13 protein-coding genes are annotated in these 14,858 nt (G+C 64.1%); all 13 read right to left on the bottom strand.

Features of this window, described 5'->3' with window-relative positions; all coding sequences use genetic code 11:
• Nucleotides 1-17: 17 nt before the first annotated feature.
• The 13 genes from pstB to kdpA all read right to left on the bottom strand — a co-directional run bounded on the left by pstB (nucleotide 18) and on the right by kdpA (nucleotide 14,788).
• Nucleotides 18-776 carry a phosphate ABC transporter ATP-binding protein PstB gene (gene pstB, locus E4633_RS11600; protein ID WP_135870392.1) on the bottom strand — a complete coding sequence of 253 codons (759 nt, stop codon included), beginning with the start codon at nucleotides 774-776 and terminating at the stop codon, nucleotides 18-20.
• A 36-nt stretch (nucleotides 777-812) separates the two neighbouring features.
• Nucleotides 813-1,655 carry a phosphate ABC transporter permease PstA gene (pstA, locus tag E4633_RS11595; RefSeq protein WP_135870391.1) on the bottom strand — a complete coding sequence of 281 codons (843 nt, stop codon included), beginning with the start codon at nucleotides 1,653-1,655 and terminating at the stop codon, nucleotides 813-815.
• Nucleotides 1,652-2,614 carry a phosphate ABC transporter permease subunit PstC gene (gene pstC, locus E4633_RS11590; protein ID WP_407925455.1) on the bottom strand — a complete coding sequence of 321 codons (963 nt, stop codon included), beginning with the start codon at nucleotides 2,612-2,614 and terminating at the stop codon, nucleotides 1,652-1,654. The genes pstA and pstC overlap by 4 nt, the downstream gene beginning before the upstream one ends.
• A gap of 250 nt (nucleotides 2,615-2,864) precedes the next feature.
• Nucleotides 2,865-4,106, bottom strand: coding sequence for a two-component system sensor histidine kinase NtrB (locus E4633_RS11585; RefSeq protein WP_246038041.1), 1,242 nt, complete (start codon nucleotides 4,104-4,106; stop codon nucleotides 2,865-2,867).
• A gap of 50 nt (nucleotides 4,107-4,156) precedes the next feature.
• Nucleotides 4,157-4,303 carry a hypothetical protein gene (locus E4633_RS20595; RefSeq protein ID WP_198419423.1) on the bottom strand — a complete coding sequence of 49 codons (147 nt, stop codon included), beginning with the start codon at nucleotides 4,301-4,303 and terminating at the stop codon, nucleotides 4,157-4,159.
• Nucleotides 4,300-4,623 (bottom strand): STAS domain-containing protein, encoded by a 324-nt coding sequence (locus E4633_RS11580; protein ID WP_135870388.1) that lies wholly within the window; start codon nucleotides 4,621-4,623, stop codon nucleotides 4,300-4,302. Before E4633_RS11580 ends, E4633_RS20595 begins: the two co-directional genes overlap by 4 nt.
• The gene (locus E4633_RS11575; protein ID WP_135870387.1) at nucleotides 4,620-5,573 is read right to left on the bottom strand and encodes a hypothetical protein; all 954 of its coding nucleotides are present in this window, start codon (nucleotides 5,571-5,573) and stop codon (nucleotides 4,620-4,622) included. Before E4633_RS11575 ends, E4633_RS11580 begins: the two co-directional genes overlap by 4 nt.
• A gap of 86 nt (nucleotides 5,574-5,659) precedes the next feature.
• A complete protein-coding gene (locus E4633_RS11570) occupies nucleotides 5,660-6,850 on the bottom strand; it encodes a PP2C family protein-serine/threonine phosphatase (protein ID WP_135870386.1) in 1,191 nt (396 codons plus the stop codon).
• A gap of 111 nt (nucleotides 6,851-6,961) precedes the next feature.
• Nucleotides 6,962-7,666: a response regulator gene (locus E4633_RS11565; RefSeq protein ID WP_135870385.1), complete on the bottom strand. Its 705-nt coding sequence runs from the start codon at nucleotides 7,664-7,666 to the stop codon at nucleotides 6,962-6,964.
• A 16-nt stretch (nucleotides 7,667-7,682) separates the two neighbouring features.
• The gene (locus E4633_RS11560; RefSeq protein ID WP_135870384.1) at nucleotides 7,683-10,349 is read right to left on the bottom strand and encodes a sensor histidine kinase; all 2,667 of its coding nucleotides are present in this window, start codon (nucleotides 10,347-10,349) and stop codon (nucleotides 7,683-7,685) included.
• A gap of 8 nt (nucleotides 10,350-10,357) precedes the next feature.
• On the bottom strand, nucleotides 10,358-10,924 hold the full coding sequence (kdpC, locus tag E4633_RS11555; RefSeq protein ID WP_135870383.1) for a potassium-transporting ATPase subunit KdpC: 567 nt from the start codon (nucleotides 10,922-10,924) through the stop codon (nucleotides 10,358-10,360).
• 10 nt (nucleotides 10,925-10,934) lie between these two features.
• On the bottom strand, nucleotides 10,935-13,001 hold the full coding sequence (gene kdpB / locus E4633_RS11550; protein ID WP_135870382.1) for a potassium-transporting ATPase subunit KdpB: 2,067 nt from the start codon (nucleotides 12,999-13,001) through the stop codon (nucleotides 10,935-10,937).
• 2 nt (nucleotides 13,002-13,003) lie between these two features.
• Complete coding sequence (kdpA, locus tag E4633_RS11545) at nucleotides 13,004-14,788, bottom strand: potassium-transporting ATPase subunit KdpA (RefSeq protein ID WP_135870381.1); 1,785 nt, start codon at nucleotides 14,786-14,788, stop codon at nucleotides 13,004-13,006.
• Between the last annotated feature and the right edge of the window lie 70 nt (nucleotides 14,789-14,858).

Below are 14,858 nucleotides of genomic sequence, written 5' to 3'. Positions count from 1 at the left end.
GTGGCGCTGCTTATGTGTTAGCCGAAACGGCCCGTGATGTAGTCCTCGGTGCGCTTCTCTTCCGGGGTGGTGAATATCTTCTTCGTTTCGCCACACTCGACCAGGTCTCCCATGTAGAGAAAGGCGGTGTAGTCGGAGACGCGGGCGGCCTGCTGCATGTTGTGCGTCACGATGATGATGGTGTAGCGCTCCTTCAGCTCCTCGATCAGCTCCTCGATCTTCAGGGTCGAGATGGGATCGAGGGCCGAGGCGGGCTCGTCCATGAGGATCACCTCGGGCTTCACCGCGATGGTGCGCGCGATGCAGAGGCGCTGCTGCTGCCCGCCGGAGAGCATCATCGCGTTGCTTTTCAGACGGTCCTTCACCTCGTCCCAGAGCGCCACGCGCTTCAGGCAGCTCTCGACGATCTCGTCCGCCTCCTCGCGCGGCAGCCTCCCGTTCAGCTTGTAACCCGCGATGACGTTGTCGTAGATCGACATGGCGGGGAAGGGGTTCGGTTTCTGGAACACCATGCCGACGCGGCGCCTGATAGCGACGGGATCGACACCCCTTTCGTAGATGTCGCCGTTGTCGACGAGGATCTTACCGGTGACCCGTGCCGAGGGGACAAGGTCGTGCATCCTGTTCATCGAGCGCAAGAGGGTCGACTTGCCGCACCCGGACGGCCCGATGATGGCGGTGACGCTGTTCTCCGGGAAGCTCATGTTGATGTCGCGCACCGCGTGGGTCCTGCCGAAGTGTATGTTTACCTGGTCCAGTTTTACCTTGTTGTTCATCGTATCCTCTGTCTTTCCTTGAAAACGTGGGTGGAACTAGTGCGCCTGCCTGCTTCTGCTGAAGTAGCGGGCGGTGAGGCTTAAGCCGAACATGACGCTTACTAGCACGAGGGCGCCGGCCCAGGCCAGCTTGTGCCAGTCCTCGTAGGGTGCTATCGCGAAGCTGAAGATCTGCAGGGGGAGTGCCGCCATCGGCTGCATGACGTTCTTGCTCCAGAACTGGTTGCCGAGCGCGGTGAAAAGAAGCGGTGCGGTCTCGCCCGCAATCCTCGCCACCGCGAGCAGGATGCCGGTGAGCACGCCGGACATGGCGCTTCTCAAGGTCACCTTGAGGCTCGTGCGCCAGAAGGGGACGCCGAGGGCGAGCGACGCTTCGCGCAGCGAACCCGGGACCATCTTCAACTGTTCCTCGGTGGTGCGCAGCACGATCGGGATCATGATCATGGCGAGCGCCACCGCACCGGCAAGCCCCGAGAACCCTTTCATCGGGACGACAAGCAGGGTGTAGGCGACCATGCCGGTGATGATCGAGGGGGTGCCGGAGAGGACGTCCGCGGCGAACCTGATTGTCGTCGACATCCTGGAGCCGCCGAACTCGGAGAGGTAGATGGCGCCCAGGATGCCGATGGGGAGGCCGATGAGCGACGCTCCGCCGATCATGATGAGCGAGCCGAGCATCCCGTTGGCCATTCCGCCGCCCGCTTCACCGGTGGGGGCCGGAATGTGGGTGAAGAAGTCCAGGGAGAGCGAACTGATCCCCATCTTCACGATGTGCACGAAGATGAGCGCGAGCGGGATGAGCACCGCCAGGGTGCAGGCAAGCATGACGAAGCTCATCAGGTGGTTCTTCGCTTTGCGGAAAGCCATGCCGTTCATCATGCCGCACCTCCCTTCGCTTCACGCGAGACGCTCCAGATCAAGAGCCTCGCCAGTGCGTTCACGATCAGGGTAACCACCATGAGGATGAGGCCGATCTCCATGAGCGCGGAGGAGTGCAGCTTCGTGGTCGCCTCGGCGAACTCGTTCGCGATCACGCTCGGCATGGTGTAGGCAGGGGACAAAAGCGACAGCGAGATATTCGGAGCGTTGCCGATCACCATGGTGACCGCCATGGTCTCGCCGATGGCGCGGCCGAGCCCCAGGATCGCAGCGCCCAGGATGCCGGACTTGCCGTAGGGGAGGATGGCGACCTTGATGGTCTCCCAACGCGTGGCGCCGAGCGCTATCGCCGCCTCCTTCTGGCTTTGCGGTACGGCGAGGAGCACCTCGCGGGTGATCGAGGTGATGATCGGGACCACCATTATCATCAGGATGAAGATGGCGGCGAGCATGCTGACGCCGTAAGGGGCGCCATCAAAGAGCGGGATGAACCCGAAGTGCTCGATCAGGAAGGGCTGCACCGTGGTCTGCAGCCAGGGCGCCATGACCAGCACGCCCCAGAGGCCGTAGATGACCGAGGGTATCGCCGCCAGCAGTTCCACGAGCGGCGCCACGATGGAGCCCAGGCGCCCCGGTGCGATCTCGGTGATGAAGAGGGCCGCCCCGATGCTCAAGGGGGTGGCGAGCAGAAGGGCCAGCACCGAGGAAACCACCGACCCGTACAGGTAGGGGAGGGCGCCGAAGGTTTCCTGCACGGCATCCCAATCCTTCGAACTTACGAATTTCCACCCGAACGCCTTGATGGCGGGCATGCTCTCACCGGCCATCTCGTAAAGCATCAGAGCGAGAATCGCGAGGATGCTGAAGGCGAAGAAGGTGGTGAGGTAGCGGAATACCGCGTCCCCGTTCAGCCTCTTCGCCGTGTCCGGCTCACGTGTCTTCGTCGTCGCTCGTGCCACGTCTTTCTCCGTTTCACTGCCGCAGTAGGAACTGCGCACGTCACTGTTCAAGTGTTGCCTCCGGGAGCGTTTCGAGTCGCCAAGTGGCAGCCGCGTATCCCGGTAAAGGGCAGCAGCCGCGTCGCGCTCGAACCTTCAATGCGTCCTAGGATGCCGGAGAAATGTTACAGCGTTGTTACAGATTGGCTAAATGTTTATGAACCTTTCACCGATGTTTGGCCGGTTCGAAAGGCGCTCGGGTGGGGAAGGACTAGGGGGAAAGGGTTAAGGCGGCATCGGTCCTGGGGAGGAAGATGGTGCAGGTGGTACCCCTGCCGGTTTCGCTTTCCACCTTGATGAAGCCGCCGTGCCGTTTCACGATGCCGTAGCTGATGGACAGCCCGAGACCCGTTCCCTGGCCGACCTCCTTGGTGGTGAAGAAGGGGTCGAAGATCCTGGCCCGCGTGGCCTCGTCGATTCCGGAACCCGTGTCCGAAACGGAGATGCGGACGTAGGGGCCGGGCTTGGCGTAGCCGTCCACGTCGTCGGCCCCGAGGACCGCGCCGTCCACCGTCATCGTGAGCCTGCCCCCGTCCGGCATGGCGTCGCGGGCATTGGTCACCAGGTTCACCAGGACCTGCTCCATCTGCGCCTGATCCACCAGCACTGTCTGCAGCGACCGGGACGGACGCCATTCGAAGGCGACGGACTGGCCCGCAAGCCTTTCCAACAGCACAACCACGTTTTCCACCAGCGTGTTGCCGTCCATGCGCGCGGTGTAGACGGGGTCCTGCCTGCTGTAGGCGAGCAGGTTTCTCACCAGCGCGATGGCCCGGTTCGAAGAGGTGTGGATGTTCTCGAGGAATCCCTTGAAAGGAGCGGGAGGGTTGAATTCCATCATCAGGAGATCGGTGTAGCCGATGACCGCGGTCATGATGTTGTTGAAATCGTGCGCGATGCCGCCGGCGAGTGTGCCGATCGCCTCCATCTTCTGCGCGTGGAGGAGCTGGCTTTCCATCTTCTTAAGTTCGGTGATGTCGTGGAAGGTCCAGACCCTGCCGACGAGTTTCCCATCCTCGTAGTGCGGCCTGGAAAAGCGCTCCAGCCACCGGCCGTCCCGCATCTCCACCAGGTCGTAGCTCTCGAGATCGGGCTGCCAGTAGAGTTCGGTCACTTTCTCGAAGAAAAGGACAGGATCGCACACCTGGCCGAGCAGGGAGATCAGCATCCGGTTCGAGTCGCCCGATACCAGGATCTCCTCGTCGATCTCCCACATCTGCTGGAAGCGCCGGTTGCATGCGACGATTTCGCCCCCCGCGTCGACGGCCATGATGCCGTCCAGGGTGGCTTCGATAGTGGCGGAGAGCATCGAACTGACGTCGTTGCGTCGACTGGAAAGCCCGGTGAAGCTGCGCAGTCGCCGGATCGGTACGGTAGCGATGCCGTCCAGAGGCATGTTGCCCGTGTCGGCGCTGTAATTGTCGTGGCAGGTCGTTGACCGCTCTTGCATCATTTGTTCGTTCTCCATGCTGAACCGTTCGTCGGTGCGGGCTCCGGATGCCGTTACCATTCGTTCAGGATGCGGGCCAACTGCTCGCCGTAGATCTCCACGTTGAGCTCCCTGTAGGAGTCCCGAATTTCCCGCAGCCTTTCAAGCGGCCGGTCCATGTCGTTAAAGAGCCTGCCGAACAAGTAATTGATCGCCTTCATGCCGTCCCCTCCTTCCGCCCACTATGAGCCTTTGCCGGTGCCGCCAGCAGGAACACTCCGGTCATTTTGAACAGCATGCTGTGCGTCTGGTTCAGCCCCTCGATGCGGATCTCGGCCTTGTCGCTGATCTCCTTGAAACAGCGCAGGATGAGGGCGATCCCCATGGAGTTGATGCGACCGGCCAGGCTGAAGTCGAACCTGGCGACCGGGTGTTTGACCTTCTTCGGGATCGCGTTCAGCGCGTCTTCGGCGTGCGCGTCGATGATCCCCTCAAGGATGAAGCAGTCCTCTCCGTTTGATACGTAATTTGCCAGATTCATGCAGCTACCTCCTCACAACCGTTGATTATGTGGACCCCCCGCGGTGCTTCGGGGGGAAGTGTTGACCTTAGATGCAGGTGCCCGCCGACCCTGGTCGAGTGGCCCGGCGTCACGGCGACGTGGAAGCGGTCCAGGAAGCGCCACACGATGAAGAGCCCACGGCCGCCGGGGTCGCCGCAATCGAGCGACTCCTCCTCGTTTCGGGTCAGGTACTCGAGCACCTCGTCCGGGTTCAGGCTGCCCCAGTTGTCGGTTAGGGCGAGCGACAGGGTCTCGCCGTCGAAACCGAAACTGAAGACGATGTCCTCCCGCGGGAGCATGCTGCGCCGCTCACCCTTGCTGAAAAGACGGTCCCCGCGGCCGCTCCGGGGGGCGTCGTACATCGCGTTCTCCAGGAGCTCGTCGGCGAGAAGCGCGCCTTTTTGCCTGAGCAGTTCCATCTCCTCGCCCTCGCCGTCCAGGAGCTCTTCGAGTTTCGCGATGAGGTCCTCTTTTTCCTCGCTGGAGCTCAACCGGTAGGAGTGCAGCACGGTTCCCTCTTTGAGGCAGCAGGAGATGTCCCAGCCACGCTGCTTGAGCAGCATGTCGATCACGGCCGGGAGGCGCTCCTCGTTCACCCCTGCTTGCGTAGGCATTATGCAGAGGTGTCTGATGTGGTCTTCGAGCAAGGGCTTAAGCGCTGGTGCACAGGCCTCCCGCGAGATCAGGAGCACCTCGAGGTCCGGGTTCAGCTCGCGCAGCAAGCCGACCAGTCCCGGGTGGGGGTACGGGTACAACCTTGAGGAAATCACCGCCACACGCAGGTCTTCCCCCATGGCGCGTACGCTTTCCAGCGCCCGGGTCAGGCCGTTCTCCGCGGTTACGGTCATGACGTGCGGCATCCCCAGGAAGGCGTCGTCCCATCCCTTGCGGTCCGTCTCATCGAGGTAGAGCACGGCTATCTTTTGCATTGTTTCTCCCTGTAATTACGCGTCGTCTTCCGATATGAGTGTCCTGGTTCCCTCTCCCGGTGGGAGAGGGGACGTTGAACGGTTTGTTACCCGTCGAACCGTACGGTCAAGGTGGTGACGTCGTCCTCCAACACTCCGCTCCCGGTAAAGCCCGCCATGGCGCTCATGAGGTAGTCGTGCATCCGCCCCACGGGAAGTTCCCTGCCGCGGACCAGCAGCTCTTCCAGCCGCCCGTAACCGAACTCCTCACCCCCGGGCCCAGCGCTCTCCACGAGTCCGTCCGTGTAAAGAAATAGAAGGTCTCCGGGTGCGAAAGCGCTGCTCGTTTCCGGGTAGCAGGCCTCGCGGTCGAACCCCAGCGGGAACCCGGAGTCCGTCTCCAGCAGCTCGGCGTGCGCCGCCTCGCGACGCAGCAGAAGCGGGTAGTTGTGTCCGGCGTTGGCAAAGGTGATCACACCCCGGCCGAGGTCGACGCAGGCGATCAGGCATGTCATCAGGAGGGTGCGACGCGCCGTGGCAAGAATGGCCCTGTTCATACCGGTCAGAAGCCCGGAGGGGGTGGTGACGCCGAGTGATACCAGGGTGTGGAGACTTGCCTTGGCGGCGGTGGTGACCATGCCCGCCTGCACGCCGTGGCCGCTTACGTCCGCGATTACCATGCCGAGGATGTTGTCGCCCGCACTGAAATAGTCGAAGAAGTCACCGCCGATCTCGGAACAGGTGGCTATGCCGGCCCCGACCGTCAGGCTGCCGAAGCGATAGTCGGGCGGGGGGAGAAGGTCCTGCTGGATCTTCATGCCGAGGGTGACCTCCTCTCGCAGGCGGGAACTCAGGCAGTCCAGCGCCCCCAGCAGCTCCTTTTGCCGCTCCGCCACCGTCATCATCAGGTCGGAAACCGATACGATGCCGCGACAGCGCCTGTCATCCACCAGGGCCAACGCGTCGGTCTGCAGGGTGGGGTCAAGCGAGAGGAGCTGCACCGCGGCCTCGTCCACGTCGAGCTCGGGCGGGAGTACGATCCGTTTTCCCTTCAGGTCCTGCATGAGGGTGAGCACCGGCTTCTTTGCGTATAGCTCCATGGCGAAGGGGCGGCTCAACAGGGTCAGGAGCTCCTTGCGGTTCACGCACCCCAGGAAGTCCCCCTCTTCCTCGATGACGACACTCAGCAGATCCGGATCCTTTTGAAACAGTGCGAGCACCCTCTGCACCGGAAGGTGCGGTGGGGCGCCGACGGCACCCCTGCTTATGTCGGCCAGCCTGGCACGGCTTCGCTGCATGTGGCCTCCTCCTTAGAGATGGTCGCAGCATAAGTGAGAATTCTTGTGGTTGTGTTACGAAGGCGTGAAAGTTTTGGTGAGACTTGCGGCGTGGCGACCGACGGAGGGCGTTTACGCCGACTTCAGCCGGTAGCCGACGCCGAGTTCGGTGATGATGTAGCGGGGGCGGGAGGGGACGGGCTCTATCTTCTGGCGCAGGTTGCTCATGGTCACCCTGAGCACGTTCTGCTGGTCGGCATAGGCGTTCCCCCATACCTGCTTCAGGATCTGGCCGTGGGTGAGCACCAGCCCCGCGTGGTTCGCCAGCAGGCGCAGCAGGTCGTACTCGGTGGGGGTGAGCTGGATCTCGGTCCCGCCGCGCGTCACCTTTCTGCGCTGCAGATCGATCTCCAGCTCGTCGAAGCGATAGACCGGCTCGGGGGCCTGCTGCAGCGAGCGGCGCAGCACCACCCTGATCCTCGCCTGCAGCTCCGCCACCCCGAACGGCTTCACCAGGTAGTCATCGGCGCCCGCGTCGAGCGCGGCTACCTTGTCGTCCTCGCGGTCGCGCACCGATAACACGATGATGGGAAGCGGTGACCATTCGCGGATACGCCTGATCACCTCCACACCGTCCAGGTCGGGAAGCCCGAGATCGAGCAGGATGAGGTCGGGACGCGCCGCAGCGGCGGCGGCGAGTGCCGCATGCCCGTTTTCTGCGAAGTGCAGCGAGTACTCCTCGCAGGGCAGGGCGCTCTTCAGGAAACGCAGGATGGCCGCCTCGTCGTCGACCACGAGGATGCGGGGGCGGCCGCTATCTGTTTTCAACTTTTGCATGTTTTTACCTTCCTTTTCAGCTCGCGGGAAGCGAGACCGAGACGCGCAGGCCGCCGCCGGAGCGGTTGTGCGCCTCGATGGTGCCCCCGTGGGCCTCGACGATGCCCCGGCAGATGGAGAGCCCGAGCCCGGTCCCTCCCGCGCCTTCCGGTACCGGCACCCGGTAAAACTTGTCGAAGATGTGGGAGAGATCCCCAGCGGGAACGCCGCGACCCCGGTCGGACACCTCCAGTGTGAGCCAGTCCCCCGCGATGTCGGCTGACACTTCGACCGGACTTGTAGGGGGAGAATACTTGAGCGCGTTGTCCAATAGGTTCACCAGCACCTGGGTCATGAGCACCATGTCCATCCGCACCGGGGGGAGCCCCGAGGGGACCGCGATGTGCACGCTGCGCCGCCCCAGATGCGGCTCCAGCACCGCCAGGGCGCACCCGACCAGGTCCTGGACGTCGGTGGGGGACTCTTTCACCTTCAGGGCGCCGGACTCAAGCCGCGTCATGTCCAGGAGGTTCCCGACGAAACGGTTCAGCCGCCCCGCCTCCTCCCACGCAGCCTCCAAGAGGTCGCTCTTCGCCTCGGACGCCAGTGCCACATCCTTCTCGCGCAGGGCGCCGAGCGCGCCGGTGATGGTGACGAGCGGGGTGCGCAGGTCGTGCGAGACCGAGTTCAAAAGCGCACGCTCGAGGCTCTCGCGGGCCTTCAGGATCTGAGCCTGTTCCGCCTGTCTTGCGAACTGAGCCCGTTCCACGGCGAGCGCAGCTTGGGCGGCGTAGGCCTGCACCAGCCGGCGGCACTCGGGCGAGGTGAACTCGCGCTCCTCGCGAAACCGGATGCCGATGACGCCGAGGACGTCGCCGCTTGTCTGCAAGGGGAGGTAAAGGAGCTTCGCGGAACCAAGCGTCTCCGTCCCCCGACCGGCGGCTGCACGGTTCCTGAAGGCCCAATCCGCGACGGCGGCCTCCTTGGCGCCCAGGGTGAAACCGCCGCTCGCGGCCTGCACCTCGAGACGCTCCCCTTCGGAGAGAAGCACGACCACCTGCGCCTGCAGGTTCTCCTCGATGTTCCTCACCAGTGCGTCGAGGATCGCTTCGAGGCCGGAGACCGCCGCAAGGTCGCGGCTTAGATAGTAAAGGGTGGCCGTCTGCGCCTCACGTTGGCGTATCGCCTCGGCCCGCTCGCGCGTCTGCGAGACCAGGGTACTGATGACTACGCCGACAACGAAGAGCGCGAGGAAGGTGATCAGGTACTGGGTGTCGGAGACCGCGAAGGTGAACCTCGGGGGGACGAAGAAGAAATCGTAGGCGAGGACGCTCAGAAACGCGGTGCAGGTCGCCTCCTTGCGCCCTAACCGCAGCGCCGCCAGCACCACGGCGAGGAGATAGATCATCACGAGGTTCGTCGGCGCGAGGAAGGCGTGGACGGGCTGGCACAAAAGCGAGGCGGCCAGCACGAGCAAAAGGCTCTTCAGGTAACCGGACAGCGGTGGACGTTTTTTCGCCGCGTGCAGCACCCCCTCCTTCGTCGCCGCCTCGGCCGGTGCGATGCTCACCACGTAGACGTCGATGCTGCCGGAAAGGCGGATCACCTGGTCCACGAGGGGGGGACGGAGAAACTCCTGCCACCTCGGTTTGGTCGGTTTACCCACCACGATCTTGGTGACGTGGTTTTTGCGCGCGTAGTCTATGAGGGCCTCGGGAACGGAGGCGCCGGTGAGGCTCGTCACCTGGGCTCCCAGGCTCTCGGCCAGGCGCAGGTCCTTCCAGACCCGCTCCCGGTTCTCCTGGATCTGCTTTCCGCCGCCCGGTGTCTCGACGTAGACCGTGTGCCAGGTGGACTTAAGGTCGTCGGCGAGGCGCCTCGTGGTGCGGATCAGGGTCTCGCTGAAAGGGCTGCCGCTCACGCAGACGAGGAGACGCTCCGCCACCGGCCAGGGCCCGGCGATGGAGCGGGACTCCATGTAGGCGCGCACCTGGTCGTCCACGCGGGCGGCGGCGCGGCGCATGGATAGCTCGCGCAGCGCCATCAGGTTCCCGGGCTTGAAGAAGTTCTCCGCTGCGTGCGCCGCCTTTTCCGGGATGTAGACCTTCCCCTCCTTGAGGCGCTGCAGAAGGTCCTCGGGGGGGATGTCCACCAGCCGGATCTCCACGGCCTGGTCGAGGATCGAGTCGGGGACGTTTTCCCTGACGACGACCCCGGTGATCTGCGCCACCACGTCCCTCAGGCTCTCGAAATGCTGGATGTTGACCGTGGTGTAGACGTCGATTCCGGCGGAAAGGATCTCCTCCACGTCCTGCCACCTTTTCGGGTGACGGCTTCCGGGGGCGTTGGTGTGGGCGAGCTCGTCGACGAGGACGAGCTGCGGCCTGCGCGCGAGCACCGCGTCGAGGTCGAGCTCGGGAAGGGCGACGCTGAGGTACTCGACCTGTGCCCGGGGGACCACCTCGAGCCCCTCGAGCAGGAGGTCCGTCTCGCTGCGGCCGTGGGATTCCACGTACCCTACCACCACGTCCCGGCCGTCGTGAAGGCGCTCGTGCGCGGCCTGCAGCATGGCGTAGGTCTTGCCGACCCCGGCGGCGTAACCGAGGAAGATCTTCAGCTTCCCCTTCGCGGCCTGGGCCTCCTCGGCCTGCGCCACCTTGAGCAGCGTCTCCGGTGACGGTCTTGATGTCTCGTCGTCTCGCATCGAGGCTCCTATTTCATCGCGTCAAGGGCCAGGTTCAACTCCAGCACGTTCACCCGCGGCTCCCCTATGAAGCCGAGCTGCCGCCCCCGCGTGTGCTTGGCGATCAGGCGTTCCAGGTCGACCGCCTTCATCCCACGCGCCCGCGCCACCCGTTCCGCCTGGATGGCGGCCCCCTGCGGCGAGATTTCCGGGTCGAGACCGCTCGCGGACGCCTGCACCAGCTCGGCAGGCAGCGTCCGAGTCACGCCGCTTTCCCTTAAGGCCCGCACCCTTTGCGCCACCGTTCTCAGGTAGTCCGGGTTAGTGGGGCCCGCGTTGGAGCCCCCCGAGGCCATCGGGTTGTAGGGAAAACCGTCGGTGGCCGAGGGACGGGGCCAGAAGTATTTCGCCCCGGTGAAGGGCTGGCCGATCAGCCGGGAACCGACGCTGACTCCACCGGCATCGGCAATGAAGCTGCCGCTTGCCTGGCTCGGGAAGGCGAGCTGGGCGATGCCGGTTACGACGAGCGGGTAGGCGCCACCCAAAAGCAGGGTGAAGGCGATGAACAGCATAAGCGTCGGGCGCATGTCTTTCATGTCGGTTCTCCTATAGCATCATGCCGACCAGGATGTCGATCAGCTTGATGCCGACGAAGGGGGCGACGACCCCTCCGACGCCGAAAACGAGCAGGTTGCGTATCAGGAGCCTCTCGGCGGGCATGGGGCGAAACTTCGTCCCCTTGAGTGCGAGCGGCACGAGGAACGGGATGATCAGGGCGTTGAAGATAACCGCCGAGAGGATCGCGGAGAGCGGACTGCCGAGCCGCATCACGTTCAGCACACCCAGCTGCGGGTAGATGGAGAGGAGCATCGCGGGGATGATGGCGAAGTACTTGGCGACGTCGTTGGAGATCGAGAAGGTGGTCAGGTTGCCGCGGGTCATCAGGATCTGCTTCCCCACCTCGACGATGTCCAGGAGCTTCGTCGGGTTCGAGTCGAGGTCGATGATGTTGGCCGCCTCGCGCGCGGGCTGGGTCCCGGTGTTCATCGCAACCGCCACGTCCGCCTGTGCGAGGGCAGGCGCGTCGTTGGTGCCGTCTCCGGTCATCGCCACCATGAACCCGGCCTCCTGGTGCTCTCTTATCAGGCGGAGCTTGTCTTCGGGTTTGGCCTGGGCGAGGAAATCGTCCACCTGGGCCTCGGCAGCGATGGCGGCCGCGGTCAACTGGTTGTCCCCGGTGATCATTACCGTCTTGATCCCCATGCTGCGCAGTTGCTGGAAGCGCTCCTGGATCCCCCCCTTGATGATGTCCTTCAGGTTGATCACCCCGATCACGTCGGCGTCGCGCGACACCACGAGCGGCGTCGCCCCGGCACGGGCGATGCGGTCCACGATGACGGGAAGGTCGGCCGGAACGTTTGGCGCACCGAGGCTCGTAACGAAGGCGACCGTCGAGTCGGAAGCGCCCTTTCTGTACTTCACCCCCGCCGTGTCCAGCCCCGAAAGACGGGTCTCGGCCGAGAAGGGGACGCTCCTTGCGTCGGCCGGAAGCTCGGCACCAAGGCCGTGTTTCTCCCGGGCGAGGGCGACGATGCTGCGCCCCTCCGGGGTCTCGTCGGAAAGCGACGCCATGAGTGCCGCCTGCGCCACCTCCGTTTCCGTGTGACCGCCGACCGGGACGAATTCCACCGCTTCGCGGTTGCCGAGGGTGATGGTGCCGGTCTTGTCGAGCAGGAGCACGCTCACGTCCCCGGCCGCCTCGATGGCGCGCCCGGAGAGGGCGATGACGTTCTTCTGGAAGAGCCGGTCCATCCCGGCGATGCCGATCGCGGGGAGGAGGGCGGCGATGGTGGTGGGGGCCAGGCAGACGAAGAGGGCGACGAGTACGGTGAGGGAGACCGGCGCGCCATGCCCCGCGGCACCCGCGCTGTAGAGCGACAGCGGGCGGATGTTCACGCAGACCAGGAAAAAGACCAGGGTGAGCGCGATGAGGAGCACCTCGAGCGCGATCTCGTTCGGCGTCTTCCTTCTTTTTGCCCCCTCGATGAGCGAGATCATCCGGTCGAGGAAGGTCTCCCCCGGGTTCGCGGTGATGCGCACCACGATGCTGTTTGCGATCACCTCGGTCCCGCCGGTGACGGCACTTCGATCACCGCCGGATTCGCGCACCACCGGGGCCGATTCTCCGGTCACCGCCGCCTCGTTCACAAGGGCCGCTCCGGCGACAACGTCCCCGTCGCCGGCGATCATATCGTGCGCCTCGACCAGGATGTAGTCGTCCTTTCTTAGCTGTTCTGCCGGGACCGCGTCGTAGGGTGCGTCCAGTTCAGGGCGCCTGAGCCTTTTTGCCGTCACCTCGGTGCGGCTTTTGCGTAGGCTCGCTGCGCGCGCCTTGCCGCGCCCCTCGGCCAGGGACTCGGCGAAGGTCGAGAAGATCACGGTGAGCCAGAGAAAGAGCGAGACGAGGCCGGTGAAAAAGGGAGGCTCGCCGTTTTTGCCCGCGAGGGACAGGGCGAAGGTGCAGAGGGTTATAAGGCTCGCCACCTCGACGCTCAGCATGACCGGGTTGCGCCAGAGCATGCGGGGATCGAGCTTTCTGAAGGCCTCGACGAACGCGGGTCTGAGGATATTGGGGGCGAACATGGAAACAGGTGTCGGTGCGTGTTTGGACATGGTTATTTCCCTCCCAGCATGGTCACGTGCTCGACGATGGGCCCAAGGCTCAAAGCGGGGAAGAAGGTGAGCGCGCCGACGACGAGGATGACCAGGGAGAGCCACAGGGCGAAGGGGACCTTGTCCGTCGGGAGCGTCCCGAGGCTCGGCGGGACGTACTTCTTCCCGGCGAGCGACCCCGCCATGGCGAGCGAGGCGACGATGGGAGCGAAGCGACCGACGAACATGGCGAGGGAGCCGGTCAGGTTGTAGAAGAGGGTGTTCGCGGAGAGACCTGCGAAGGCGCTGCCGTTGTTGTTGGACATGGAGGCGAAGGCGTAAAGGATCTCGGAAAGGCCGTGGGCGCCGGGGTTCGCCATGGAGGCGATCGCTTGAGGGGTCCAAAGGGCGAGGGTCGTGAAGAAGAGCACCAGGACGCCGGAGGTCATCACCGTCACGATGGACATCCACATCTCGCGCACCTCGATCTTCTTGCCGAGAAACTCCGGCGTGCGCCCGATCATGAGCCCGGCCACGAACACCGCGATCACCACGAAGGCGATCATGGTGTAAAGCCCGGTTCCCACGCCGCCGACCACCACCTCGGAGAGGAGGATGAGCGACAGGGGGACCATGCCGCCAAGCGGTGTCATCGAGTCGTGCATGGCGTTTACCGCGCCGCAGGAGGTGCCGGTGGTGGCGCTGGTGAAAAGGGCACTTCCCGCCATACCGAAGCGCGTTTCCTTACCCTCCAGGTTCACCTGGTGCACGCCGAGCTTCGCGACAAGCGGGTTCCCGGCGGACTCGGCTCCGTAGTTGATCCCGACGGCCAGGACCAGCAGGGCGAGCATCACCGCCAGGATGGCCCACCCCTGGCGCGTGTTCCCGGTCATCTCCCCGAAGGTGTAGGTGAGCGAGGCGCCGATCAGGAGGATAAGGAAGGCCTCGATCAGGTTGGTGAGAGGGGTGGGGTTCTCGTAGGGGTGGGCCGAGTTGGCGTTGAAGAAGCCGCCTCCGTTGGTCCCGAGCTCCTTGATCGCCTCCTGCGAGGCCACCGGACCCATCGGTACCGTCACCTCCCGCACGGTAATCCGCTCGGTGACTGCGTTACCCCGCGCGTCACGCACCGCGTTGCCGCCGCCGTCCAGCTTCGCCTTTTCGTAGGTGAGCGGCTGGACCAGGGGCACCTTTTTGTAAGGGCTCAGGTTCTGGATCACCCCTTGGGAAACCAGGAGGGGCGCCACGAGCAGCGAGACCGGGAGGAGCACGTAGAGGATGGACCGGGTGAGATCGACGTGGAAGTTGCCGATGAGATCGGAGCGGTGCCTTACGAAACCGCGTATCGTGGCGATGGCCACCGCGATCCCGGTCGCGGCCGAGAGGAAGTTGTGCACCGTGAAGCCGAACATCTGGGTGAAGTAGCTCGCCGATGTCTCACCCGAGTAAGCCTGCCAGTTGGTGTTGGTCATGAAACTCACCGCAGTGTTCAGTGCGAGGTGCCAGGGAAAGGAGGTGAGCTTTTGCGGGTTGAAGGGGAGCACGCCCTGCAAAAGCAGGATGGCTAAGAGTGCTACGCCCCCTGCCAGGTTGAAAAGGACCAGCGACAGCGCGTAACGCCGCCAGGGCATCTCCTCGTTTCTGTCCACGCCGCACACCCGGTACAGGAGGTTTTCGCACGGGACGAGCAGCGGCGACAGGAAGGTCCGCTCGCCACGGAACACGCGGGCCAGGTAACTCCCGAACGGGTTGACCGCCGCCAGGAGTACCACGAAAAAGAAGATGATTTGCATCCATCCGTAGTTATTCATTATCTCTCTCCACCTTTCAGTTTACCGCACTGTCAAAGATAGTCTTCGGAGCCTTAAGATGGCGTCAAAA

Source organism: Geomonas terrae (assembly GCF_004791675.1).
Classification (GTDB): Bacteria; Desulfobacterota; Desulfuromonadia; order Geobacterales; family Geobacteraceae; genus Geomonas; species Geomonas edaphica.
Note: the sequence above shows the minus strand (reverse complement) of the source record. Positions and strands in the feature narration are given on the sequence as shown.